Origin of the sequence: Vibrio sp. 10N.286.48.B8 (genome assembly GCF_003050085.1) — a bacterium.
Lineage (GTDB): Bacteria > Pseudomonadota > Gammaproteobacteria > Enterobacterales > Vibrionaceae > Vibrio > Vibrio crassostreae.
Genome location: NZ_PIGD01000002.1, coordinates 186,950 through 210,570 on the forward strand (window position 1 = coordinate 186,950; position 23,621 = coordinate 210,570).

General features: G+C 44.9%; 22 protein-coding genes. 17 read left to right on the forward strand and 5 right to left on the reverse strand.

Annotated elements, in window-relative coordinates; translation table 11 throughout:
• Window positions 1–216: 216 nt before the first annotated feature.
• Window positions 217–1,401, forward strand: a complete 1,185-nt coding sequence (locus tag CWO08_RS03360) for an NnrS family protein (protein WP_017063328.1) — start codon at window positions 217–219, stop codon at window positions 1,399–1,401.
• A gap of 67 nt (window positions 1,402–1,468) precedes the next feature.
• On the opposite strand, the gene CWO08_RS03365 is transcribed toward CWO08_RS03360, so the two are convergent.
• Window positions 1,469–2,476, reverse strand: coding sequence for an adenosine deaminase (locus CWO08_RS03365; protein ID WP_108019900.1), 1,008 nt, complete (start codon window positions 2,474–2,476; stop codon window positions 1,469–1,471).
• A 354-nt stretch (window positions 2,477–2,830) separates the two neighbouring features.
• On the opposite strand from CWO08_RS03365, the gene CWO08_RS03370 reads away from it, so the two are divergent.
• The gene (locus tag CWO08_RS03370; protein ID WP_017056240.1) at window positions 2,831–3,148 is read left to right on the forward strand and encodes a DUF3622 domain-containing protein; all 318 of its coding nucleotides are present in this window, start codon (window positions 2,831–2,833) and stop codon (window positions 3,146–3,148) included.
• Between the two features lie 200 nt (window positions 3,149–3,348).
• Here CWO08_RS03370 and CWO08_RS03375 read toward each other — a convergent pair whose 3' ends face one another.
• Window positions 3,349–4,395, reverse strand: coding sequence for a succinylglutamate desuccinylase/aspartoacylase family protein (locus tag CWO08_RS03375; protein ID WP_048658111.1), 1,047 nt, complete (start codon window positions 4,393–4,395; stop codon window positions 3,349–3,351).
• Between the two features lie 271 nt (window positions 4,396–4,666).
• Between CWO08_RS03375 and CWO08_RS03380 the strand changes: the two genes are divergently transcribed.
• Window positions 4,667–5,206 (forward strand): DUF3332 family protein, encoded by a 540-nt coding sequence (locus tag CWO08_RS03380; protein WP_048664552.1) that lies wholly within the window; start codon window positions 4,667–4,669, stop codon window positions 5,204–5,206.
• Window positions 5,207–5,348: 142 nt separating this feature from the next.
• Here the strand turns inward: CWO08_RS03380 and CWO08_RS03385 are convergent, their stop codons facing one another.
• Entirely contained in the window at window positions 5,349–6,821 is a 1,473-nt protein-coding gene (locus CWO08_RS03385) for an aminoacyl-histidine dipeptidase (RefSeq protein ID WP_108019902.1), read from the reverse strand.
• 1,064 nt (window positions 6,822–7,885) lie between these two features.
• Between CWO08_RS03385 and CWO08_RS03390 the strand changes: the two genes are divergently transcribed.
• The 14 genes from CWO08_RS03390 (at window position 7,886) to pgpA (ending at window position 20,703) form a co-directional block, all read left to right on the forward strand.
• Window positions 7,886–9,175, forward strand: a complete 1,290-nt coding sequence (locus CWO08_RS03390) for an NCS2 family permease (RefSeq protein ID WP_017633422.1) — start codon at window positions 7,886–7,888, stop codon at window positions 9,173–9,175.
• Between the two features lie 84 nt (window positions 9,176–9,259).
• Window positions 9,260–9,724, forward strand: a complete 465-nt coding sequence (gene tet(34), locus CWO08_RS03395) for an oxytetracycline resistance phosphoribosyltransferase domain-containing protein Tet(34) (RefSeq protein WP_009847475.1) — start codon at window positions 9,260–9,262, stop codon at window positions 9,722–9,724.
• A gap of 89 nt (window positions 9,725–9,813) precedes the next feature.
• Window positions 9,814–11,067, forward strand: coding sequence for an esterase FrsA (gene frsA, locus CWO08_RS03400; RefSeq protein ID WP_108019904.1), 1,254 nt, complete (start codon window positions 9,814–9,816; stop codon window positions 11,065–11,067).
• A gap of 144 nt (window positions 11,068–11,211) precedes the next feature.
• The gene (gene crl / locus CWO08_RS03405) at window positions 11,212–11,601 is read left to right on the forward strand and encodes a sigma factor-binding protein Crl (protein WP_108019906.1); all 390 of its coding nucleotides are present in this window, start codon (window positions 11,212–11,214) and stop codon (window positions 11,599–11,601) included.
• A 76-nt stretch (window positions 11,602–11,677) separates the two neighbouring features.
• Window positions 11,678–12,862, forward strand: coding sequence for a glutamate 5-kinase (proB, locus tag CWO08_RS03410; protein WP_170960819.1), 1,185 nt, complete (start codon window positions 11,678–11,680; stop codon window positions 12,860–12,862).
• A gap of 91 nt (window positions 12,863–12,953) precedes the next feature.
• Window positions 12,954–14,204, forward strand: a complete 1,251-nt coding sequence (locus CWO08_RS03415; RefSeq protein ID WP_108019908.1) for a glutamate-5-semialdehyde dehydrogenase — start codon at window positions 12,954–12,956, stop codon at window positions 14,202–14,204.
• A 156-nt stretch (window positions 14,205–14,360) separates the two neighbouring features.
• Window positions 14,361–14,810 carry a transcriptional regulator NrdR gene (gene nrdR, locus CWO08_RS03420; RefSeq protein ID WP_004734394.1) on the forward strand — a complete coding sequence of 150 codons (450 nt, stop codon included), beginning with the start codon at window positions 14,361–14,363 and terminating at the stop codon, window positions 14,808–14,810.
• Window positions 14,811–14,850: 40 nt separating this feature from the next.
• A complete protein-coding gene (gene ribD / locus CWO08_RS03425) occupies window positions 14,851–15,954 on the forward strand; it encodes a bifunctional diaminohydroxyphosphoribosylaminopyrimidine deaminase/5-amino-6-(5-phosphoribosylamino)uracil reductase RibD (RefSeq protein WP_048664554.1) in 1,104 nt (367 codons plus the stop codon).
• Window positions 15,955–16,000: 46 nt separating this feature from the next.
• Entirely contained in the window at window positions 16,001–16,657 is a 657-nt protein-coding gene (locus CWO08_RS03430; protein ID WP_048658105.1) for a riboflavin synthase, read from the forward strand.
• A gap of 107 nt (window positions 16,658–16,764) precedes the next feature.
• On the forward strand, window positions 16,765–17,874 hold the full coding sequence (ribBA, locus tag CWO08_RS03435; RefSeq protein ID WP_004734397.1) for a bifunctional 3,4-dihydroxy-2-butanone-4-phosphate synthase/GTP cyclohydrolase II: 1,110 nt from the start codon (window positions 16,765–16,767) through the stop codon (window positions 17,872–17,874).
• A gap of 295 nt (window positions 17,875–18,169) precedes the next feature.
• Window positions 18,170–18,640: a 6,7-dimethyl-8-ribityllumazine synthase gene (gene ribE / locus CWO08_RS03440; RefSeq protein WP_004741508.1), complete on the forward strand. Its 471-nt coding sequence runs from the start codon at window positions 18,170–18,172 to the stop codon at window positions 18,638–18,640.
• A complete protein-coding gene (gene nusB / locus CWO08_RS03445; protein ID WP_004734399.1) occupies window positions 18,640–19,107 on the forward strand; it encodes a transcription antitermination factor NusB in 468 nt (155 codons plus the stop codon). Before ribE ends, nusB begins: the two co-directional genes overlap by 1 nt.
• 115 nt (window positions 19,108–19,222) lie before the next feature.
• The gene (thiL, locus tag CWO08_RS03450; protein ID WP_048658104.1) at window positions 19,223–20,197 is read left to right on the forward strand and encodes a thiamine-phosphate kinase; all 975 of its coding nucleotides are present in this window, start codon (window positions 19,223–19,225) and stop codon (window positions 20,195–20,197) included.
• Window positions 20,197–20,703, forward strand: a complete 507-nt coding sequence (gene pgpA, locus CWO08_RS03455; RefSeq protein ID WP_048605519.1) for a phosphatidylglycerophosphatase A — start codon at window positions 20,197–20,199, stop codon at window positions 20,701–20,703. Before thiL ends, pgpA begins: the two co-directional genes overlap by 1 nt.
• A 112-nt stretch (window positions 20,704–20,815) precedes the next feature.
• On the opposite strand, the gene dxs is transcribed toward pgpA, so the two are convergent.
• The gene (dxs, locus tag CWO08_RS03460; RefSeq protein WP_048605516.1) at window positions 20,816–22,699 is read right to left on the reverse strand and encodes a 1-deoxy-D-xylulose-5-phosphate synthase; all 1,884 of its coding nucleotides are present in this window, start codon (window positions 22,697–22,699) and stop codon (window positions 20,816–20,818) included.
• A gap of 21 nt (window positions 22,700–22,720) precedes the next feature.
• Window positions 22,721–23,605 (reverse strand): (2E,6E)-farnesyl diphosphate synthase, encoded by an 885-nt coding sequence (gene ispA, locus CWO08_RS03465; RefSeq protein WP_048664556.1) that lies wholly within the window; start codon window positions 23,603–23,605, stop codon window positions 22,721–22,723.
• Window positions 23,606–23,621 lie beyond the last annotated feature (16 nt).

Below are 23,621 nucleotides of genomic sequence, written 5' to 3' on the forward strand. Positions count from 1 at the left end.
GCGAGTTAAATTGACTCTTTTGATTGTGTTTAATTGACTCGTTTTTGACTTGAAAAAGTGCGTTGATTGTTGTTTTTAAAAGGTTTCTCTGTTTGGCGCGTTTCGTGCATTGTTGAAAGTAATATGGCAGTAGAAATTACTGCATCACGAATTTGACTATTAAATAGCAATTCCCAGAAGCCACACTTGGCTTGTTATCTGAAATGAGGGACGAGTTTGTTAAATATCACAGATAAAAGTGTAGAAGATGCAATTCCTGCTTATCTTCGTTTGGGGTTTAGACCTTTCTTCTTTTTAGGCAGTCTCTATGCTGTGATCGCGATTGTGGCTTGGGTCATCATGTTCCAAAACGGTCAGCCAGAAATGCTAAAAGTACCGGCGCTTTGGTGGCACGTACACGAAATGCTGTTTGGTTTCTCAATGGCGATAGTGGTCGGTTTTGTGTTAACGGCGGTACAAACGTGGACGGGTGTCAACGGAACCAAGCACTATCGGTTAGCTGCCCTTGTTGGCTTATGGATCGCACCTCGCATTCTGTTTTGGACACCTGCTCCGTTATGGTTGATCTCGTCGGTTGAGGCGTTGTTCTTAATCTTCGCCGCCTACGAAATTGGTTTTCGTGTCGTGAAGTCGAAAGGCTGGAAGAACCTGTTCTTTGTACCACTGTTTATATTGGCTATCGTGGCGAACTTTGCTAGTTACGCGACCATTAAGGGGATGCCTCCATTTCCTTCATCAGCGGTATGGCAAGCGATGTTGTGGTGGTTTACGTTGTTGCTGTCTGTAATGGGTGGGCGAGTTATTCCATTCTTCACGGCGCGTCGTTTTGATTTTGAAAAAGCTCAACCCTTAGTTTGGTTGGAATGGCTAGCGAATCTACCTTTGGTTGGTTTATTTGTGTTGAGTTTCTTCCCATTGACCTTTGCTCAAGTCGGCAATGAGTTGATGGTATTTGCAGGTGTAACCCAATTGGTACGCTTTATCCGCTGGAAGCCTTGGACAACTTTGTCTGAGCCTTTGGTGTGGTCGCTGCATGCGGCTTACCTATGTATCCCTCTAAGCTTGCTGCTACGTGGTCTGTTGGACAACCCGTTCGCGAGCCACAATATGCTGCACTTGTTTGCGATTGGTGGTCTGAGTGGGTTAATTCTTGCGATGATTACACGCGTGACGATGGGGCACACCGGTCGTGCTATCTATAAAGGGCCAAGTATGGCTTTGGCGTTCTCGGCTATTTTTATCGCGGCGCTAGTACGTAGTCTAGGTGTGACCTTTTTCCCGGCGTACTTATTTGAGATGGTCAACATCAGTGCGGGTTTATGGACGTTAGCATTTGGGCTATTTATCTGGAAGTTCGGCATGATGCTATTAACACCAAGAGTGGATGGTCACCCGGGCTAAGCTAATTGGTTATCTACCCATACTGAAAGGGAAGCTCTGAGCTTCCCTTTTTGATCTTCATAATTCATTAAGTATTTGCAACAAGGTATTGGCGTACCTGTGTAATGAGATCTTCTTTGGCATGAGGCGAGATGAAACTGGCTTCGATGGCATTAATACTGAATTGCGCTAATTCGTTTTTCGTCACTGGGTGAGCATTGGCGACGGCGAGGAAGTTATCATTCATATAGCCGCCGAAGTAAGCGGGATCATCGGAATTGATGGTGACGCACAGCCCTTTTCTCAACAGCTCGACGATGTTGTGCTCTTGCATGGTGTCGAAGACCTTGAGCTTAGTATTCGAGAGTGGGCAGACCGTCAGCGGTGTGCGTTTGGCTATTAGCTGCTCCATCAGCTCTTCATCTTCTATACAGCGAACGCCATGATCAATTCGGGTAATGCTTAGCAAGCTCAGAGCGTCGATAATATTTTGCGCAGGGCCTTCTTCTCCGGCGTGCGCGACGGTTAGAAAACCTTGATTGATGGCTTCTTGGAAGACATGTTTAAACTTCTCTGGCGGGTTGCCTTGTTCTGATGAATCTAGCCCAACCGCAATGATTTTGTCTTTGTAAGGTAAGGCCTGTTTGAGTGTCTCGAACGCGCTGCCTTCATCGAGATGACGCAGAAAACACATGATAAGTTGGCTGCTGATCCCGAGTTCCTGTGTGGCTTGCTCTAGTGCTTGGGTAATGCCGCCTACAATCGTGTCAAAGGCGATGCCACGTTCAGTGTGGGTTTGAGGGTCGAAGAATATCTCAGTGTGAACCACATTATCTTGCTGACACTTCAACAGATAAGCCCACGTCAGATCGTAGAAATCTTGCTCATGAATCAGTACGTTAGCACCTTGATAGTAGATATCGAGAAAGGATTGAAGATTGTGGAACTGGTACGCCTCTCGTATTTGGTCAGGGGTCTCAAAGGGAATCGACACGTTATTACGCTTGGCGAGCTCGAACATCTGCTCTGGTTCTAATGTACCTTCTATGTGTAAGTGCAGCTCAACCTTCGGTAAATGTTTGATGAAGCTATCCATAGCAACTCCTTAGCTATTTTAATTATGGGCGGAGTAGGTGAGGCAGTAGAGTCTATAAACCTGAGCAAGCAGGTATCTCTTTCATTTATCTCTGTTTGAGCATAGTTCATTTCATTGTTGTCGATAAAACAGGGCAGAAATTGATGATGAATTGGAAGTTATGAACTAACAGAAATCAAGCGCAAACGATTTGCAGCATTGGAGTGTGATCCGCTGCAAATATTTGCAGCAATACTCATTGATTTGTGCTCTAATACCGCGCTTACCAAGGGATGGTGTTAAAAGATGCTCACTTAGATGGAGTTATCAAAGTTGACCGATCCCTTAATGATCTCCCTTAGGAAAAAATAGAACATGTCTAAGAACAAAAAATTTGATATCCGCCTTACAGAAAAACGCAACGGTTGGTGTGCAGAGATTACTCGTCAAGTAACGTCTCGCAGCACTACAGTATCTAAGCGTGAGTCTGGTTTCGAAACTGAAGCTCTAGCACAAGAGTGGGCAGAGAAAGAGCTAGCATCTTTCATCGCTAACCAAGCTGAACGTAACGAGCGTAAATCAGAGCAGCGTAAAGAGCGTGACGAACTACGTCACACTAAAGAGCTTAAAGCTGAGCAAGCACGTGAAGCGCGCGCTAAAGCTCGTGCAGAAGAGCAAGAAGACGCTGAGTAATTCAGTGCATGATTAATTTATAGATCCCTTAATTTTAAGATAAGGGATTTGTAAAAAAAGCCCCGATATAACTTTTCTCTTTCTAGTTAAAAGTATATTGGGGCTTTTTAGTTTGTGGAGTTCTGTTTTATTGTGTTTAAGAGCACGGTTTGGCTTCTCGCTTTTAACGTCGAGCTCTTAAACTTTTAAGCATTGCCTGATCAGTTATTCAGCGCAGTTAGCCAATCGTCTTCTGCTACTTCTTCAATGTAGCTTTCTACTGATTGTCCTACTTCTTCATCGTCTTGCTTAAAGTAAGCAATATGGAACACAGCATCACCTTCGTTTACCAAAGGTAGAGTTTGTTGACCAATCACGATACCGCCTTTGGTTGTGATCACTTGGCCCTCTTGGTGACCTAATGGAGAACTGATGTAAGCAAGGGTTTGTCCTGCTTCAACTTGTTCGCCAAGTCTTACCATGTTACGCAAAATACCGTCTGATTCCGCGCGGATCCAGCTGGTGGATTTACTCAACACAGGCTCTGGCAACTTTTTGCGGTTAGGGCGCAGCATGCCGATTTCTTTCATCACTTGATGCACACCAAGATAACCCGCACGAATCGCTAGATGATCAAAACGCAGCGCTTCACCACCTTCGTAAGTTAATACAGGAATCCCCAGTTTTTCTGCTTCGCTACGCAGTGAACCGTCACGCAGTGGTGAATCGATGATCACTGGTGTTGCGAATGCTTTCGCGATGCGCATTGTTTCTGGATTTGATAGGTTTGCACGAATCTGAGGCAGGTTGGTGCGGTGAATCGCGCCCGTGTGTAGATCCAAGATGTAATCACAGTGCTTTGCCACGTTCTCGAAGAAAGTGTAAGCGATACGTGATGTTAGCGATCCTTTCTCACTACCTGGGAAGCAACGGTTTAGGTCGCGACGGTCCGGTAGGTAACGAGACTTATGGATAAAGCCGAACACGTTAACGATAGGCACGACAATCAAGGTACCTTTCAGTTTTTTTGGATCGATAGCATTCGTCAGTTGTCGAGCAATCTCAACACCGTTTAGCTCATCGCCGTGGATCGCCGCATTTACCATCAGTGTTGGGCCTGCTTGGCGACCGTGAATAATTTCAATCGGGATCGAAAGTGGAGAGTGCGTGTAAAGCTGAGCCGCTTGCAGTTCAATCTCCATTCGTTGTCCTGGCTGAACAGTATAACCAAGTAATTCGAATGGTTGATTAGGTTTTAGTCTTGCCATTTAGGTTGTTCTCAACATGGTGATAATTCGTTAACACGGAATGTATCAATCGTTGATTTTTAGTACGAATCAATCGCTTTACGGTGACGACAAAAGTTTTTTATGAAGGGGCTTATGAATTGGTTTCAGTTTTTTATTTGGTTAATTGAAGGGTGTTTCAAATTGTGAATTTTCTGACAATACATTGATTTAGCGCTGATATTTGTCATTTGGTTCGTTGGTATTATCCACCGCCATTTTTTGGCGGCCAAATTCAAATATCGAGATCAAAATGAAAAAAACAATTTCAAAAGTTGTAGCACTAGCAGTGGTATCTGTTGCTTTGTCTGGCTGTGTTGGTAGCAACGCAGTAACGGGTTACCTAATGAAGTTCAACCTTAAAGCGGTTGATAACCGTTACGCACGTGGCGGTTTGAACTTACTGTTGGCACCTGCGTACGGTCTAACGGTTGCAGCGGATTACCTAGTATTCAACTCACTAGAGTTCTGGACAGGTAGCAACCCACTAACGGGTGCTCCGCACATCTTTGATACTAAGGTTGATACTTACCTTGATATTAACCATCAGCTAGATCCGTCTCTAACAGAAGCACCGGTAGGCCCAATCACTAATGTAAATATGATCGAAAAAGGTCAGATGCAGCAGATTGATGAAAATACAATCCAAATGGATATCACTTACCAATCTGGTGAGCGAGCGACACTAATCGGTGTTCGTGATGGTGAGATGGTAACGTACTTCATCGATGGCGAAGTGGTTGCACAAACTTCAATTGATGAGCTAGAGAACTACGCAGCTTCACGCGCTTAATTTTTTTGCTTATTACAAAAATTAGATACAAAAACAGGTACTCAATGAGTACCTGTTTTATTTTGTCTCGAATAAACGGCATTTACTGAAAAGTACTATTTATTGAAAAGCACGGTTCATTGAACAAACATAGCTTATCGAATTATGCTTTTTCTGGGATTGCTTCAAGCAGTGCAACCATTTGGTTCCAGAATAGCTCAACGGTGTCGATCTTCACTTTCTCATCAGGAGAGTGCGGGAACTTGATCGTTGGGCCGAAAGAAACCATATCCATATTCGGGTAAGGTTCTTTGAATAGACCACACTCAAGACCAGCATGGATAACCATGATGTTTGGCTTGTGACCGTAGATACCTTCGTACATGTCGCGGAAGATGTGCATGATTTCTGAATCTGCGTCTGGCTTCCAACCTGGGTAAGCGCCAGAAAACTCGATGCTCGCGCCTGCTAGTTCAGCAACAGAATTCAGCATGCTTTCAACTTGGCTACGGCCAGAATCGATCAAAGAGCGAATCAGGCAAAGTACAGTGATTGAGTTCTCTTCTGTTGTGATAATACCAACGTTTAGAGATGTTTCAACAACACCTTCAATCTCGTCGCTCATACGAATCACGCCGTTTGGCGCAGCGTTTAGTGCAGCGATAAAGCGAGCTTGGTCAGCTGCTGCAAGAGCGCCCATTTCAACCGAAGCTTCTTCGTTGAAAGTAACAATGCTGTCTTCTACTTTACCTAGCTCAGTTGAAAGAAGCTCTGTGTAGTAGTTGTATAGAGAAGCCAGTTTCTCTTGGTTTGCAGCAGGTACTGCAACCGTTACGAAACCTTCACGAGGGATCGCATTACGTAGGCTACCGCCTTTGAATTCGACGATGCGTAGGTCTAGCTCTTTCGCGTGACCCGCTAGGAAGCGAGCAAGCAGTTTGTTTGCGTTTGCACGGCCTGTGTGGATATCACAACCAGAGTGACCGCCTTTAAGGCCTTTCAACGTTAGCTTGCGTGTTACGAAATCAGCAGGAATTGCATTACGTGCAACTTCAAATGTCATTGCGCCGTCGATACCGCCAGCACAACCCATGTACACTTCGCCTTCTTGCTCTGAATCGGTGTTAAGAAGGATATCGCCTTCTAACCAACCCGCTTCAAGACCGAAAGCACCAGTCATGCCTGCTTCTTCATCTACTGTTAGTAGAACTTCGATAGGGCCGTGCTGGATTTCGTTTGAAGCAAGAACCGCTAGGCAAGAAGCCATGCCCATGCCGTTATCAGCGCCAAGCGTTGTCCCTTTTGCTGTAACCCACTCACCATCGATGTATGGTTGGATTGGATCTTTAGCGAAGTCATGAACGGTGTCTTCGTTCTTTTGTGGAACCATATCGATGTGAGCTTGTAGCACCACACCTTTTTTGTTTTCCATACCCGGCGTTGCTGGCTTCTTGATGAATACGTTGCCCGTTGGGTCACGACGTACATCTAGGCCTTGCTCTGTTGCCCAAGCAATAATGTATTGAGCAAGCTCTTCTTCATGCTTTGAAGGGTGTGGGATTGAGCAAATCTTATCGAAGAACTGCCAAATAGGGGTAGGGGATAATTTACTGATCTCAGAATGGAATTCAGACACGGATGACTCCTTTTTTATTTGATAACCATATATTTAGGGTTTTTATAGGTGAAAACTTAGAACAAAAATCTAAAATATGGGTCTGTTTTGATGGCAACAGCATACCACTAGAGTGTTTTGACGAGTAGCGGTTCTAAACCTCAAATAGATCAAATTTTGAAAGCGATCTTGTCCATCTGATCATGATTAAGCGCTTTGATGCTTATAAATGACACAGGCAAACGTTTGTTTAATTCTTTTTTGTAATTTAATTACGAAAATAAGTTTGAAGAATAACCATAAGTAGCCAAAAGTGTGACGCATAGCAAAAAATACTTGTAATCTTTTTTCTTTAGGGTATATTAATAACCAACTTCTGAGACGAAGAGTAAATGCTCAAAGGATGAGTCCGTTTTATCGCCTCCAAGGAACCGAGAAATCAAATTTGTTTTTTATTGATTTATTAAGGTGATAGTTATGAAAGGTTTACCATCTGCAATGTTCTGGCTTAACAGCTCTGTTTACACTAGCAACTTTGCATACCCTACAAGCTTTGGTTACTAATACCGTAAGCATGTAACTCGAACAGTTTTGTTCACCCCTATATATTGGAATTCTTTTACAGCCCTTTTGGTTGACAGATTCTACCGCCACTCAGTTTTGAGTGGCGTTTTTTTTGCCTGCTACTTTTCCAAACCGCTTTATCTCGTCTCTTTTCCTGCTGCTCTGCGTGGTTGTTTTTTAAACGCCAAAATATCAATTTGCGCCTTATTACTGATCCTGTTGAAAAATACACAACTCTTGTGGGTTTGAATTCAGAATTTAATGGTTAGATTCTTTATCAAAATAACAGATGGTCGAAAAAGTAACCAAGATTTTTCATTGTGCTTAATGGGCTTAATTAACTGTTTATTATGATTATTTCTTGGTGATTACTGCGTTTTTAATCGCTTTGTTTCATACGGCATTCTGATAAATATCGATTAGAGCCTTAATTCTATCTGGAATTTGTTATTTGATAACTTTATAATCCATAGCCAATCGATTACGCAACCGTTTACTTTTTACCCTTATAGGATTCGATAATGTTCGAAAAGCTATTCAAACTCAGTGAAAATGGCACCAATGTGCGCACTGAAATCATCGCAGGTCTAACAACCTTCCTAACAATGGCTTACATCATTTTTGTAAACCCAATGATTCTAGCTGATGCTGGTATGGACCATGGCGCTGTATTTGTAGCAACCTGTTTAGCGGCTGCTATTGGCTGTTTCATCATGGGCTTTGTTGCTAACTACCCAATCGCTCAAGCACCAGGTATGGGTTTGAACGCCTTCTTTACCTACGCAGTTGTTATGGGTATGGGTTATACGTGGCAAGTTGCTCTGGCAGCGGTTTTCGTATCAGGTGTAATCTTCATTTTCTTAAGTATCTTTAAGATCCGTGAATGGATTATCAACTCGATCCCTATGTCTCTGCGTGTTGGTATCTCTGCAGGTATCGGTCTTTTCCTAGCGTTTATTGCTCTTAGCAATGCAGGCATCGTTGTTTCTAACCCAGCAACTAAAGTTTCACTGGGCGACATTACTGCGATTGCTCCTATCCTTGGTTCATTGGGCTTCTTCCTTACGATTGCTCTTGTTCACCGTGGTGTGAAAGGCGCAGTAATGATTGCAATCCTAGCAATCACGGCTCTTGGTATTATTATTGGTGACGTTCAATACGGCGGCATCATGTCTACACCACCAAGCCTTGCTCCTACATTCATGCAGCTTGATTTCTCTGCTGTATTTGAAATCGGTATGATTTCAGTGGTATTCGCATTCTTGTTCGTCGATTTGTTCGATACAGCTGGTACTCTGGTTGGTGTTGCAACGAAAGCAAACCTAATCAAAGAAGACGGCAAACTACCTCGCTTGAACAAAGCACTGCTTGCTGACTCTACAGCAACATCTATTGGTGCACTGCTAGGTACATCAAATACTACTTCTTATGTTGAGAGTGTTGCGGGTGTCGCTGAAGGCGGCCGTACAGGTCTAACAGCGGTTGTTGTTGGTATCTTATTCCTACTGGCTCTTTTCTTCTCGCCACTTGCAGGTATGATTCCGGCTTACGCAACATCAGGTGCACTTTTCTATGTAGCAATTCTGATGATGTCTGGCCTAGTTGGCATTGATTGGCGTGATCTTACGGAAGCAGCACCAGTCGTGGTAACATGTCTGCTTATGCCGCTGACGTACTCTATCGCTGAGGGTATCTCACTAGGTTTCATCGCTTACGCTGCAATTAAGCTGCTAAGTGGTAAAGGTCGCGACGTTTCACCTGCTGTGTGGGTAATGTCGGCTATCTTTATTCTTAAATACATTTTCGCTTAATCGTCTAGATTTCTGCTTAATCGCTGAAGAGGCTATGTTTGAGATAGCCTCTAATAACATGACAAAATTATTAGGTTTTATACTATGAGCAACAAATTCGTTATCACTTGGGACAACATGCAGACTTACTGCCGTCAACTTGCTGAAAAGCAAATGCCAGCAGAGCAGTGGAAAGGCATCTGGGCAGTAAGCCGTGGTGGTTTGGTTCCTGGTGCAATCTTGGCTCGTGAACTAGGTATTCGTCACGTAGATACGATTTGTATTTCTAGCTACGACCACGATCACCAACGTGATATGACAGTAGTTAAAGCACCTGAAGGTGACGGCGAAGGCTTCCTAATCGTTGAAGACTTGGTTGATAGTGGTGACACTGCACGTAAGCTTCGCGAAATGTACCCTAAAGCGAAACTGATCGCTGTATGTGCAAAACCATCTGGCGCTGATTTGCTAGACGAGTACATTGTTGATATCGCTCAAGACACATGGATTGAGCAACCTTGGGATACTAGCCTAAGCTACGTTGAGCCAGTAAATCGCAAGTCAAAATAAGCGTAAACTTAGTTTTTTGAGAAATGACCCTTTATAGGGTCATTTTTTTTTATATGATTAGTGACAACCATTTCTTATTAAGTATCCCAATGTCTGAACCAGAAGAAACGAGCTCGAACCTTTCGGAAACTTTGTTTGTAAAGCACAAGCAGGCGAAAGAGACCTCAATGTTGACACAATACATGCCAAGCTCTGAAGAGTTATTGGATGAGAAGCGTGAACAGCAAAACTCATCATGGTACCGAAACCTAAGACGTCTTCAGTGGGTATGGCAAGGCGTTAATCCAATAGAGCAAGAAGCGGTATTGGCTCGCATCGCGTCATCAGATAACTCTCGTACAACCGATGAGTGGCTTGATACGGTTATGGGTTACCGAAGTGGTAATTGGGCATACGAATGGACCAAGCTGGGTATGCAACATCAGAATCGTTCTAATGAAAAGAACGGTGAAGAGATGGCTGAAGAGCTGTTTTCAGCATCGTTGTGTTTCAGTATTGCGGGTTACCCACATCTCAAGAACGACAATTTGGCAGCTCAGGCTCAAGTGTTGGCCAACGCAGCCTATTCTGAAGCGATTAAGCACACCAAGTTGATCGTCAAGCAGATTGATATTCCGTACCAAAACAAGAAGATCAAAGCGAACTTGCATCTAACTAAAACAGACAAACCACAACCAGTTGTGATTGTCAGCGCGGGGCTCGATAGCTTACAAACTGATATGTGGCGCTTGTTTAGGGATTATTTAGCACCTAAGAACATTGCTATGTTAACGGTAGACATGCCATCGATAGGGCACAGTGCGCATTGGCCTTTGACAGAAGACTCGTCTTGTCTTCACCAAGCTGTGCTGAATGAGCTACCTAACATTCCATGGGTGGATCACCACAAAGTGGGATTATTTGGCTTCCGCTTTGGCGGCAATGCGATGGTCAGATTATCTTTCCTTGAGCAACATAAGCTAAAAGCGTGTATCTCTTTAGGCGCGCCAATTCACGACATCTTTGTTCATGCCGACAAACTGAAGCAGATGCCTAAGATGCATTTGGATGTGTTGGCTTCGCGTCTTGGTAAAGGGGCGGTCGATATCAATAGTCTTTCTGGGCAATTGATGGCGTGGTCACTCAAGGTACAAGGTTTGCTGTCAAACAGTAAAACCAGTGTTCCTATCTTGGCATTGGCCTTAGAGGGTGATCCTGTATCACCACCGATGGATAATCAACTGGTTGCTATTTACAGTGATTACGGAAAAGCGAAGAAAATCAAAGCTAAGTCAATTACACAAGGTTATGAGCAATCCCTCGAATTGGCGATAAAGTGGCTTGAGGATGAATTATTTAGATGACATTTCTCCTAAATTAGTTAAGCATGAAAAGTGTACAAACTAAGTACCTGATACTCAGCAATAATTTATAAAATCCAATTGCGTAGTTTCTACGTATAACAGTCTGAGTAACGTCATTCTTAACATTGAAAATGGAGATTCAATATGTCAGAAGTGACACAACAACCTACGCATTACCGCTTGTTGAATGTTTTAAAGGCGATTGGGCCATACTTGAGGGAACCGCAATCAGAAGAAGGTCATTATATCTTTGATTGCTTGTCTGTATGTGTGAACGATAAAAAATCACCAGAAGAACGCGAGTTTTGGGGCTGGTGGCTGGAGTTGGACAAGTCGGGAGAGGGATATTCGGCGAAGTACAATATCGGTAAATACAACATCGATGGTAACTGGGATTCTTTGCCGTTACCTAAAAAGGCGGTCGCTGAGGTCTCTCGAACTCAAGAAGCCTTCCACAAAAAACTGGTTGATGAACTTCAAAGTAAGTTTGAAATCAGTATCCAATTAGACGAAGAGTCTGTCGAATTCGTCTAATTTTAAAGGTTACTCTTCTATATAAAGCAAAAAGGTGCGATTTCGCACCTTTTCTGCTTGTGAATTCCCCTTTTGATTGCTAAAACATCACCTCTTATTTGTTTTATCCATAAAAGACTTCATGACAACAAATCATCAAAGCGGGACAACAACACAGCGTAAAACTGTCGTTGTTAAACTGGGTACCAGTGTCTTAACTGGTGGAACATTGGCATTAGATCGTGCTCACATGGTTGAGCTGGTTCGTCAATGTGCAGAATTAAAAAAACAAGGCCACTCTGTGGTTATGGTTTCGTCTGGTGCAATTGCAGCAGGACGTGAGCACCTTGGTTACCCCGCACTTCCCAACTCAATGGCGAGCAAACAGTTGCTTGCGGCAGTTGGGCAAAGCCAGTTGATTCAAGTTTGGGAGTCTTTGTTTGCTATCTATGGCCTTAAGATTGGTCAGATGCTACTGACTCGTGCTGATCTCGATGATCGCGAGCGTTTTCTGAATGCACGTGACACGATCAACGCACTTGTTGAACACGATATTATTCCGGTAGTAAACGAAAATGATGCAGTAGCAACCAACGAAATTAAAGTGGGCGACAATGATAACTTGTCGGCATTAGTGGGTATTTTGTGCGGTGCTGATAAGCTTTTGCTACTAACAGACCAAAAAGGCCTGTTTACGGCTGACCCTCGTAAAGACCCAAATGCAGAGCTCATCAAAGAAGTGAAAACCATTGATGACACACTGCGTAAGATTGCAGGCGGCAGCGGTACGACGTTAGGTACTGGCGGCATGGCGACAAAACTGCAGGCTGCGGATATTGCTCGTCGCGCTGGCATCGAAGTGATTATTGCTGCGGGCAGTGCTGAAAATGTGGTGTTTGACTCACTGAGTGACAACCCACAAGGCACACGTTTCTTGCCGTTAGCCGAAGCGCTTGAAAACCGTAAACGCTGGATTTTAGCGGGTCCTGCTTCAGCTGGTGACATTGTGGTCGACGACGGTGCAGTAAACGCAGTCAACACCAAAGGCAGTAGCTTGTTGGCTAAAGGGGTTGTTCGAGTTAAAGGCGAGTTCTCTCGTGGTGAAGTTACCCAAGTCACAGACAGCAAAGGCAAAGTAGTAGCGCGTGGTATCGCTAGCTACTCAAGCCAAGACCTAGCAAAAATAGCAGGCAAGCACAGTAAAGATATTGGCGACATCCTTGGTTACGATTACGGGTCAGAAGTCATTCACCGTGACGACCTAGTCGTGATTCAAGAGTAGCTCGTGATGATAAGGCGATGAGCCGCGAGTTTAGACATCGCGAATCGCCTTTTTACATCCAAAGACAGACAGAATTTAGGGAGAGTTAAACGTGGATTTAACTAACATGGGTATCGCAGCAAAAGACGCTGCTTTCCACCTAGCGACCGCATCTACGGCGCAAAAGAATAAAGCATTGGCGATCATCGCTGATGAGCTAGAAGCAAACGCAGCAACGATTTTAGAAGCGAATGCGAAAGATATCGAACTAGGTCGCGAAGCCGGTTTAACTGATGCACTGCTTGACCGTCTACTTCTTAACGAAGAGCGCTTAACAGGCATTGCTAACGATGTTCGTAACGTGATTAGCCTGAATGACCCAGTAGGCAGCGAAATTGACAGCAAGGTACTGGAAAACGGCATGTCATTGTCTCGCCGTCGCGTACCGCTTGGTGTGGTTGGCGTTATCTATGAAGCGCGTCCGAACGTAACGATTGATATTGCGGCATTGTGTCTGAAGACTGGTAACGCAAGTATCCTACGTGGCGGTAAAGAGACGTTTTTCTCGAACATGGAACTGGTTAAAGTTATCCAGTCTGCATTAGAGAAAGCGGAACTTCCTGCGGCTTCTGTTCAGTACATCGAAAAACCGGATCGTGAACTCGTATCTCAACTGCTTAAGCTAGATGACTATGTTGACATGATCATTCCTCGTGGTGGCGCTGGCTTGCACAAGATGTGTAAAGAGAACAGTACTATTCCAGTGATCATCGGTGGTTTTGGTATCAGCCATATCTTTGTTGATGAAAGCGCTGATCTTGAGAAGTCTGTCGATGTGGTTGAAAACTCGAAAGTTCAACGTCCATCTGCATGTAACTCATTGGATACACTGCTAGTGCATGAAGCCGCTGCTGAAGCTTTCCTTACTAAGTTGAAACAGCGTTTAGCGGGCAAGGTAACCTTGGTTGCTGATGCGAGTGCGAAATCACTGCTAACTGGCTTTGAAGACCAACGTGATGCGGTTGAAGGTGACTTTGACACTGAATGGTTAAGCTACACGTTAGGCGTAAAAGTGGTTGCTGACGTTGCAGAAGCGATTGACCACATGCGCGTACACAACGCGAGTCACTCTGATGCGATCATGACTAACAGCCTAGAAAGCTCAGAGCGCTTTATTAATTCGGTAGGTTCTGCGGCGGTATATGTAAATGCATCAACTCGCTTCACTGATGGTGCGCAGTTTGGTTTGGGCGCTGAAGTAGCAGTCTCTACCCAGAAATTGCATGCTCGCGGCCCTATGGGCTTAGAAGAGCTAACAAGTTACAAATGGGTAGGTAAAGCGAACTATTTAGTTCGCGGTTAACGCTGGTCGTTAATTTTACTCCTCAGCTCATTTTTGAAATGGCGATCGAGTAGCAATAATCAATGAATCACCACACAAAAGGGCCTTAATTGGCCCTTTTTCTTTCCTAACGTTTGGCAATTCCGTTACACTGATATTCAATTATTTGGAGGTGATATGCATTGTCCTTTTTGTTCAGAGAACGACACTAAAGTAATCGATTCAAGACTGGTTGCCGATGGCCATCAGGTTCGTCGTCGCCGTCAATGCCTTGCATGTAGCGAGCGTTTTACTACGTTCGAATCGGCAGAACTTGTGATGCCTAAAGTAATTAAGTCGAATGGAAACCGCGAACCATTTAACGAAGATAAAATGGTCGGTGGTGTTCAGCGCGCCCTCGAAAAACGCCCAGTGAGTGCTGATGCAATTGAACTTGCGATCAGTACGATTAAGTCACAACTCCGTGCAACTGGTGAGCGTGAAGTACCAAGCGAGATGATTGGTAACCTTGTGATGGGCCAATTGAAAGAATTGGACAAAGTGGCGTACATCCGTTTTGCCTCTGTTTACCGTAGTTTTGAAGACATCCGAGAGTTTGGCGAAGAAATCGCTAAATTAGAGGATTAACTCCTCAATCATGTCAAACTTTACTCCCCTAGATTTTCAAATGATGTCGCGTGCTATTCAGTTAGCAAAACGCGGCATTTACACTACTGCACCAAACCCGAATGTGGGCTGTGTCATCGTACAAACCGATGGTCAGATCGTCGGTGAAGGTTTTCATGCTAAAGCGGGCGAACCTCATGCCGAAGTGCATGCCATGAGAATGGCAGGCGATAAGGCCAAAGGCGCGACAGCTTATGTCACACTTGAACCTTGTTCGCATTATGGTCGAACGCCGCCTTGTGCCGAAGGTTTGATTAAGGCTCAAGTTGCAAAAGTAATTTGCGCTATGCAGGACCCAAACCCAAAAGTCGCAGGTCGTGGTATCAAAATGCTACGCGACGCGGGTATTGAGGTTGAAATTGGTTTGTTAGAGCAAGATGCTCTTGATTTGAACCCTGCATTTATCAAGCGTATGCAAACTGGCATGCCATTTGTTCAGTTGAAGATGGCGGCTAGCCTTGATGGTCAAACTGCATTGGAAAATGGCCAAAGCCAGTGGATCACATCGCCAGAAGCGCGTCGTGATGTTCAGAATTACCGAGCAAAAGCGGGCGCAGTGTTATCCACAAGCCAAACGGTGATTGAAGATAACGCCTCGTTGAATGTTCGCTGGGCAGAGTTGCCAAGCAGTATTAAAGCTCATTACGCTGAAGATGAACTTCGTCAGCCAATTCGCGTGATTCTTGATCGTCAAAATCAACTGCGTCCTGAGCTCAAGTTATATCAGTCGCCAACACCAGTGTTAAGAGTGGCTGAAGCGTCTGCGGATATTGAAGTAGGAACCACAGATGCAGGTCAGCTCGATTTGCACGATCTGATGCGTCAATTACCTGCCAATCATATCGACCATATTTGGGTCGAAGCGGGCGCAACATTGGCAAAAAGCTTGATTGAAGAACAGCTGGTGGATGAGCTAATCCTCTATTTAGCACCTAAACTTATGGGCAGTGACGGACGAGGTTTGATGGGCGCATTAGGGCTCACTTCAATGTCTGACGTTATTGACCTAGAAATTAAAGATGTTCGACAGGTTGGTGTGGATATTCGCATTGTGGCGAAACCAATTGTGGCTAAACCAATAGCAGCGAAACCACTCTCGAAATAGTTACTCCAACTGCATACGTGTCGTTGACAACAAAAAGAGTTTTAAAATGTTTACAGGAATTGTAGAAGCCGTAGGTACATTGAGTGCAATCACTCCCCGCGGAGAAGACATCACCGTAACGGTCAACGTTGGCAAGCTTGATATGGCTGACGTTCAGTTAGGCGACAGTATCGCAACCAATGGTGTGTGTTTGACAGTCGTTGAATTCAACGACCACAGCTACAGTGCAGATCTTTCGCTTGAGACCCTGAAAAAAACGGGTTTTGTCGATTACCAAGCGGGCGATAAAGTTAACCTTGAGAAAGCAATGTTACCAACCACGCGTTTCGGTGGACACATTGTGTCTGGTCACGTTGATGGCGTGGGTGAGATTGTTGAACGCAACCAAGTTGGCCGTGCAATTGAGTTTTGGGTAGAAATGCCAGCAGAGATCTCAAAATACGTCGCTCAAAAAGGCTCAATAACGGTCGATGGCATCAGTCTGACTGTGAACGATTTACGCAAGAACGCATTCAAGCTGACTATCGTTCCTCACACCTCTTCAGAAACCACCATCGACCAATTCAATGTAGGTCGTAAAGTGAATTTAGAAGTCGATGTATTAGCGCGTTACATGGAGCGTTTACTGCAAGGTCAGCAACAAGAATCTGAGCCTGAATCTCGATTAACGATGGAATTCTTACAGCAGAATGGTTTTGCCTAACCGTTAATACAAAGTAATTAAGCGAGACTTTGTAAAGCGAAGCAATATCATCAGGTTTAAATAGTGTCGGTTCTAGGAAGCAGAACCATTTCAAAGGATATAGAACAATGCCAATTAGTACTCCTCAAGAAATTATTGAAGACATTCGCCTAGGAAAAATGGTTATCCTAATGGATGATGAAGATCGCGAGAATGAAGGCGATCTGATCATGGCAGCAGAACATGTTACGCCAGAAGCGATTAACTTCATGGCAATGTACGGCCGCGGTTTGATCTGTCTAACGCTGACTAAAGAGCGTTCAAACCGTATGGGTTTAGCACCTATGGTTCAAGACAATAATGCACAGTACACCACTAACTTTACGGTTTCGATTGAAGCGGCAGAGGGTGTAACAACCGGTATTTCAGCATCCGATCGTGCAGTGACGGTTCAAGCTGCAGTAGCGAAAGACGCAAAAGCGGCTGACTTAGTTCAACCAGGTCATATCTTCCCACTGACAGCTCAAGAAGGTGGCGTATTAACGCGTGCTGGCCACACTGAAGCGGGGTGTGATTTAGCTCGATTAGCGGGCTGTGAACCAGCATCGGTTATCGTAGAAATCCTAAACGACGACGGTACTATGGCGCGTCGCCCTGACCTTGAAGTGTTCGCAGAAAAGCACGACATCAAGCTTGGCACTATTGCTGACTTGATTGAGTACCGTAACAACACTGAAACGACAATTGAGCGCGTTGCACAATGTCATTTACCAACAGAGTTTGGTGATTTCGAGCTTGTGACTTACCGCGATACAATTGATAACCAGATCCACTACGCAATGCAAAAGGGCGACTTGTCTGTAGGCGCTCCTTTAGTGCGTGTTCACCTGCATGATACATTTACCGATCTGCTTCATTCAGACCGCGGTACCGAGCGCAGCTGGTCGTTAGATAAAGCGATGAAGCGCATTGGTGATGAAGGCGGCGTGTTGGTTATTCTTGGCAACGAAGAGTCGTCTGATTCTTTGATCCACAAAGTGAAGACATTCGAAGCGCAAGATAAGAACGAGCAGCCAACCATGGCTAAGAAGCAAGGTACTTCTCGTCGTGTTGGTGTCGGTTCTCAGATTCTTCAAGACCTAGGCGTACACGATATGCGTCTGCTTTCTTCGAGCACTAAGCGTTACCACGCATTGGGTGGTTTTGGTCTTAACGTTGTTGAGTACGTTTGCGAATAAATCCTATGTCAACAAGCAGACGTTTCTCCGTTTGTAGCGACATAATTTACCGATGATTTCAGTGGCTCTTTTGGTGATAAATCTTGCCAAAAGAGCAAAGTAGCCAAGTTCGACTCAAAACGTGTTCAATACACAAACTTGGCTACTCGCTGTTCCTATATGCTTGGGATTGGCGCTGCATTATCATCTTTACATTGCCGGTGTCTGTTCTTCTAAATTACCATTAGATATTGCTCACAGTTTTGTGCTAGAATCCGGCGATTCTCACTTGATGAAAATAGTTAAAGGAAGGCTTATGAAAGTGATCGAGGGTGGCTTCCCAGCGCCAAATGCAAAAATTGCTATCGTTATTGCTCGTTTCAACAGTTTTATTAACGAAAGTTTACTTTCTGGTGCAATCGATACTTTAAAGCGTCATGGACAAGTAAGCGAAGACAACATCACTGTTGTTCGTTGCCCTGGTGCAGTTGAACTTCCACTTGTAGCGCAGCGCGTTGCAAAAACAGGCAAGTTCGATGCGATTGTATCTCTTGGTACAGTAATTCGTGGCGGTACACCTCACTTTGACTATGTTTGTAGTGAATGTAATAAAGGTTTGGCACAAGTGTCTCTGGAATACTCTCTTCCAGTAGCGTTTGGTGTTCTTACTGTTGATACGATCGATCAAGCTATTGAACGCGCAGGAACCAAGGCTGGTAATAAGGGTGCAGAAGCAGCACTTAGCGCACTTGAGATGATCAACGTTCTTTCTGAAATCGATTCCTAATGGGGGCCAGTGTGAAACCAGCCGCACGTCGTAACGCACGTCAATTTGCTCTACAAGCAATTTATTCTTGGCAAATTACTAAAGAAAATATTGCTACCGTTGAAGAACAGTTCTTATCTGGTGGTAAGTATGATGAAGAAGAGCATCATGCTGCAGAACCTGCACTTGCTATGCCAGAAACAGACGTTGCATACTTCCGCGACCTGCTAACTGGTGTTGCTCTTAGCCACATGGAACTTGATAGCAAGCTTCGTCCATTCGTATCTCGCCCTATGCAAGATCTGGATCTGATGGAACTAGCGCTTCTACGTTTAGCTATGTACGAGATGACTCGTCGCGAAGATGTACCATACAAAGTGGTTATCAACGAAGCTATCGAGCTTGCGAAAGTATTCGCAGCAGAAGACAGCCATAAGTTTGTTAACGGTGTGCTTGATAAAGCTGCACCGCACGTTCGTAAGAAATAAGACGTTCGTATATTGAATCTAAAGGTCAGCTATCATGCTGGCCTTTTTTGTAACTAAATTTCTGTAATATCAATAATTACGGTGATTTGTATGAAGACTAAAGATAGGGCATGTGATGTCTGGCGAATTTAACCTGATTGAAAAATATTTTGTAAATCGACAACCACAACGTAAAGATGTACATCTGGCTGCGGGTGATGATTGTGCTTTGGTCAAAGCGCCAAGCAATGTTGAGATAGCGATCAGCACGGACACCTTAGTTGCGGGTACTCACTTCTTAGCGGAAGCGAACCCAGCTTGGGTTGCACATAAAGCCTTGGCGTCTAACATTAGCGACCTTGCTGCTATGGGTGCGACGCCTGCTTGGGTTTCATTTGCGTTAACCATGCCTGAAGTGGATGAGGCATGGCTTGCTCCTTTCTGTGACTCCTTTTTTAAACTCGCAGACTACTTTGGTATCCAGTTAATTGGTGGTGATACAACTAAAGGGCCACTAAGTCTGACATTGACTGTACAGGGCTTTGTTCCTGAAGGGCGAGCACTGCGTAGAGATGGCGCTAAAGTGGGGGACTGGATTTACGTAACGGGTAGCCTAGGTGACAGTAAAGCTGGCCTCGAAGTGTTACTTAACCCCGAACAGAACAAAGCTAAGCCTTATGCACTTGAGCTTGAAGAGAGACACTACATCAGCTCTCCACGAGTGCTCGCGGGCCAGGCGCTCGTTAATCTTGCTTCGTCTGCTATTGATATCTCTGACGGCGTGATTGCTGACCTAAAGCATATCCTGAAGCGTTCAGAGGTTGGTGCAAGCATTGATGTGAGTTGCCTTCCTATCTCTCCAGAGCTACGCCAGTTTGCTTCTGATGTCGCTTCGGCTCAACAGTATGCGCTCACCAGTGGTGAAGAGTACGAACTGTGCTTTACTGTGCCGGAAGAGAATAAAGGGTCATTGGAAAGTGCTTTGTCACACACTGGCACAAAAGTCACCTGCATTGGCCAGATAAGACCTGTAGAATATTTTGAATTACACAATAATGGTGAACCACTGAGTTGGAACTTAACTGGTTACGATCACTTTAAGGTTAATTGATGACAAACCCACTTTCTCTTATTTCTCTTAAAAACCCTTGGCATTTCTTAGCAACAGGTTTTGGTAGTGGCTTATCGCCTATTATTCCCGGCACCATGGGTACGCTCGCGTCTATTCCATTGTACTTATTGTTGGTTCAGCTACCGTTCCCTGCTTACGTTGCAGTGGTGGTTGTAAGCTGCATTATTGGTATTAAGATCTGCCAAGTAACGTCTGATGATATGGGCGTGCATGATCACGGTTCTATCGTTTGGGATGAGTTTGCGGGCTTTTGGATCACCATGAGCTTGGTGCCGATGCTGAATATCCCTGCTGATGACTGGAAATGGCTTCTGACTGGTTTTGTGCTTTTCCGCTTCTTTGACATGGTAAAACCATGGCCGATTGGTTGGTTAGATGCGCGAGTTCATGGTGGTTTGGGTATCATGATTGACGATATTGTGGCGGGTATTATGGCGGCGATTTCGTTGTATGCCGTAGCGCATTTCGCGGGTTGGTTAGTGTGAGTTAGCTCAAGGCTTAGTTGGTGGTACACCAAACTAATTAACGGATACTAAAAAGGTTGACCCTAGGGCCAACCTTTTTTGTTTTGTCGTTTATGCCGCTTGCTTGTGAAAGTTATTTAGCAAGGTAGTCAGAAATAGACTTCTCAATACCTTTCGCGTCTAAGCCTAGCTCTTCATGTAGCTCGCCTTGAGTGCCTTGAGCAATGAACTTGTCAGGTAGGCCAAGGTTCAATACTGGCATCAGTAGTTTCTCTTGCATCAAGAATTCAATCACACCCGCACCCGCACCACCTGCGATTGCGTTTTCCTCGATAGTAACCAGTACATCGTGGTCAGCAGCAAGTTGCTTGATCAGAGCTTCGTCTAGCGGTTTCACAAAACGCATGTCTGCAACGGTCGCATCGATAGCGTCAGCGGTTTGAAGCGCACTTTCTAAGAAGGTACCGAAGCTTAGGATAGCGACTTTCGAGCCATCTTTTGCTTTCGCACTTTCACGAACGATACGACCCTTACCAATCTCAAGCGCAGTAAACTCACTTTGGATCTCAGTGCCCATGCCATTACCTCGAGGGTAACGAACGGCACTTGGACCTGTGTGTTGGTGGCCAGTGTATAGCATTTGGCGACATTCGTTTTCGTCACTTGGTGCCATGATCACCATGTTTGGAATACAACGCATAAAGCTTAAGTCGAACGCACCTTGGTGTGTTTGACCATCGGCACCGACAAGACCTGCACGGTCAATCGCGAACATGACCGGTAGATCCATGATAGCTACATCGTGGATCAACTGATCGTAGCCACGTTGTAGGAAAGTCGAGTAGATAGCCACAATCGGTTTATCACCCGCAATCGCCATACCGGTTGCTAGCGTCACAGCGTGCTGCTCAGCAATAGCAACGTCGAAGTATTGTTCTGGATATTCTTTAGAGAAACGTACCATGCCAGAGCCTTCACGCATTGCAGGCGTGATCGCCATCAGCTTAGGATCTTGCGCGGCCATATCACACAGGAAGTCGCCAAAAATCTTAGAGAAAGTTGGTTTAGAGCTGGTGCTCTTAGGCAGACTTGAGTGTGCTGGATCGAATTTCGGTACGCCGTGGTAACCGATTGGATCTTTCTCTGCTGGCTCGTAACCTTTGCCTTTCTTAGTCATGATATGCAGGAACTGAGGGCCTTTAAGGTCTCTCATGTTCTTCAGCGTTTTAATCAGCTCATTCACATCGTGCCCATCAATTGGACCAATGTAATTAAAGCCTAACTCTTCAAACATGGTGCCAGGAACAACCATGCCTTTTAGGTGTTCTTCTGTACGACGAACCAGCTCTTTAATCGGCGGAACGCCAGATAGCACTTTCTTGCCGCCCTCACGAATAGACGTGTAAAGACTGCCAGAAAGAACTTGAGCTAGGTGGTTGTTCAGAGCACCTACGTTTTCAGAGATCGACATCTCGTTATCGTTAAGGATAACCAGCATGTCATTGTGAATATCGCCCGCGTGGTTCATAGCTTCGAATGCCATACCCGCAGTAATCGCGCCGTCACCAATCACACTCACGACTTTACGATTCTTGCCTTCTTTCTTTGCACTGATAGCCATACCAAGTGCAGCACTGATCGAAGTTGAAGAGTGACCAACCGAAAGGGTGTCGTATTCGCTCTCTTGACGCCATGGGAATGGGTGTAGCCCATCTTTTTGACGGATAGTCGACAAGCGGTCGCGACGACCAGTAAGAATTTTATGCGGGTATGCTTGGTGGCCAACATCCCAAACCAACTGGTCAAAAGGTGTGTTGTACACGTAGTGCAGAGCAACGGTTAGCTCTACTGTACCTAAGCCTGACGCTAAGTGACCACTTGATTGGCTCACCGAGTTAAGAAGATAGGTACGTAATTCATCACAAAGCTGTGTAAGCGTCTCTTTCGGGAGGAGACGCAAATCCTCTGGCTTATCAGCTAAAGCAAGAGTTGGGTACTTTGATATATCAAGAGTCATAGGTAATGCGCGCTTATTGTCTTAGTTCTTGCGCTCGATGACGTATCGGGCGAACTCTTCGAGTAACTGGGTATTGTATGGGATTGCAGCCAAAGCTTGAAGCGCTTCCTGTAGCAGAGTTTGCGCTTTTTCTTGAGCGCCCTCTAAACCTAGCAAAGAAGGGTAGGTGCTTTTGTTTAATTCTTGGTCAGAACCCTGTGGTTTACCCAAAGTTTCAGTATCGCTGGTGATATCTAAAATATCATCTTGAACCTGGAATGCTAATCCAATGGCATCGGCGTACTTGTCTAATTGAGGCATCACTTCAAACGCTTTTTCGCCAGCAGCGAGTGCACCTAAACGAATCGCACATTTCATTAGAGCGCCCGTTTTATTGCGGTGAACTTCTTCTAACTCTTCTAGCGTGACAGAGCGGTTTTCAGCTTCAATATCAAGTGCTTGTCCAATACACATACCTTGTGCACCAGAGGCTTCAGCTAGGCGTTGAATCATTCGAACGCGATTGCTTTCCCCGTCAGCACTTAATGTGCCTTCCGCAAGTATAGTAAACGCGAGAGTTTGTAGTGCATCGCCCGTTAAAATTGCCGTTGCTTCATCGTATTTGATGTGGCAAGTCTGATGGCCACGACGCAGTTCATCGTCATCCATAGCTGGAAGGTCGTCGTGAATCAGAGAATAGGCATGAATACATTCGATTGCAGAGGCTGGAGTATCGAGTTCTTCAGCGGAGCAGCCGAGCATTTCCCCTGTAATGTAGACAAGAAATGGACGTGCGCGTTTACCGCCTAAAAGTAACCCATAACGCATCGCGTTGATCAGGTTCTGATTTTGGTGTGGCAGGCGATCAAGCCAAAGGTTCAGTTGCTCGTTATTACGTGCTTGATAAGACAATAAAGTCTCGATCATAGGGGATCTCATACAA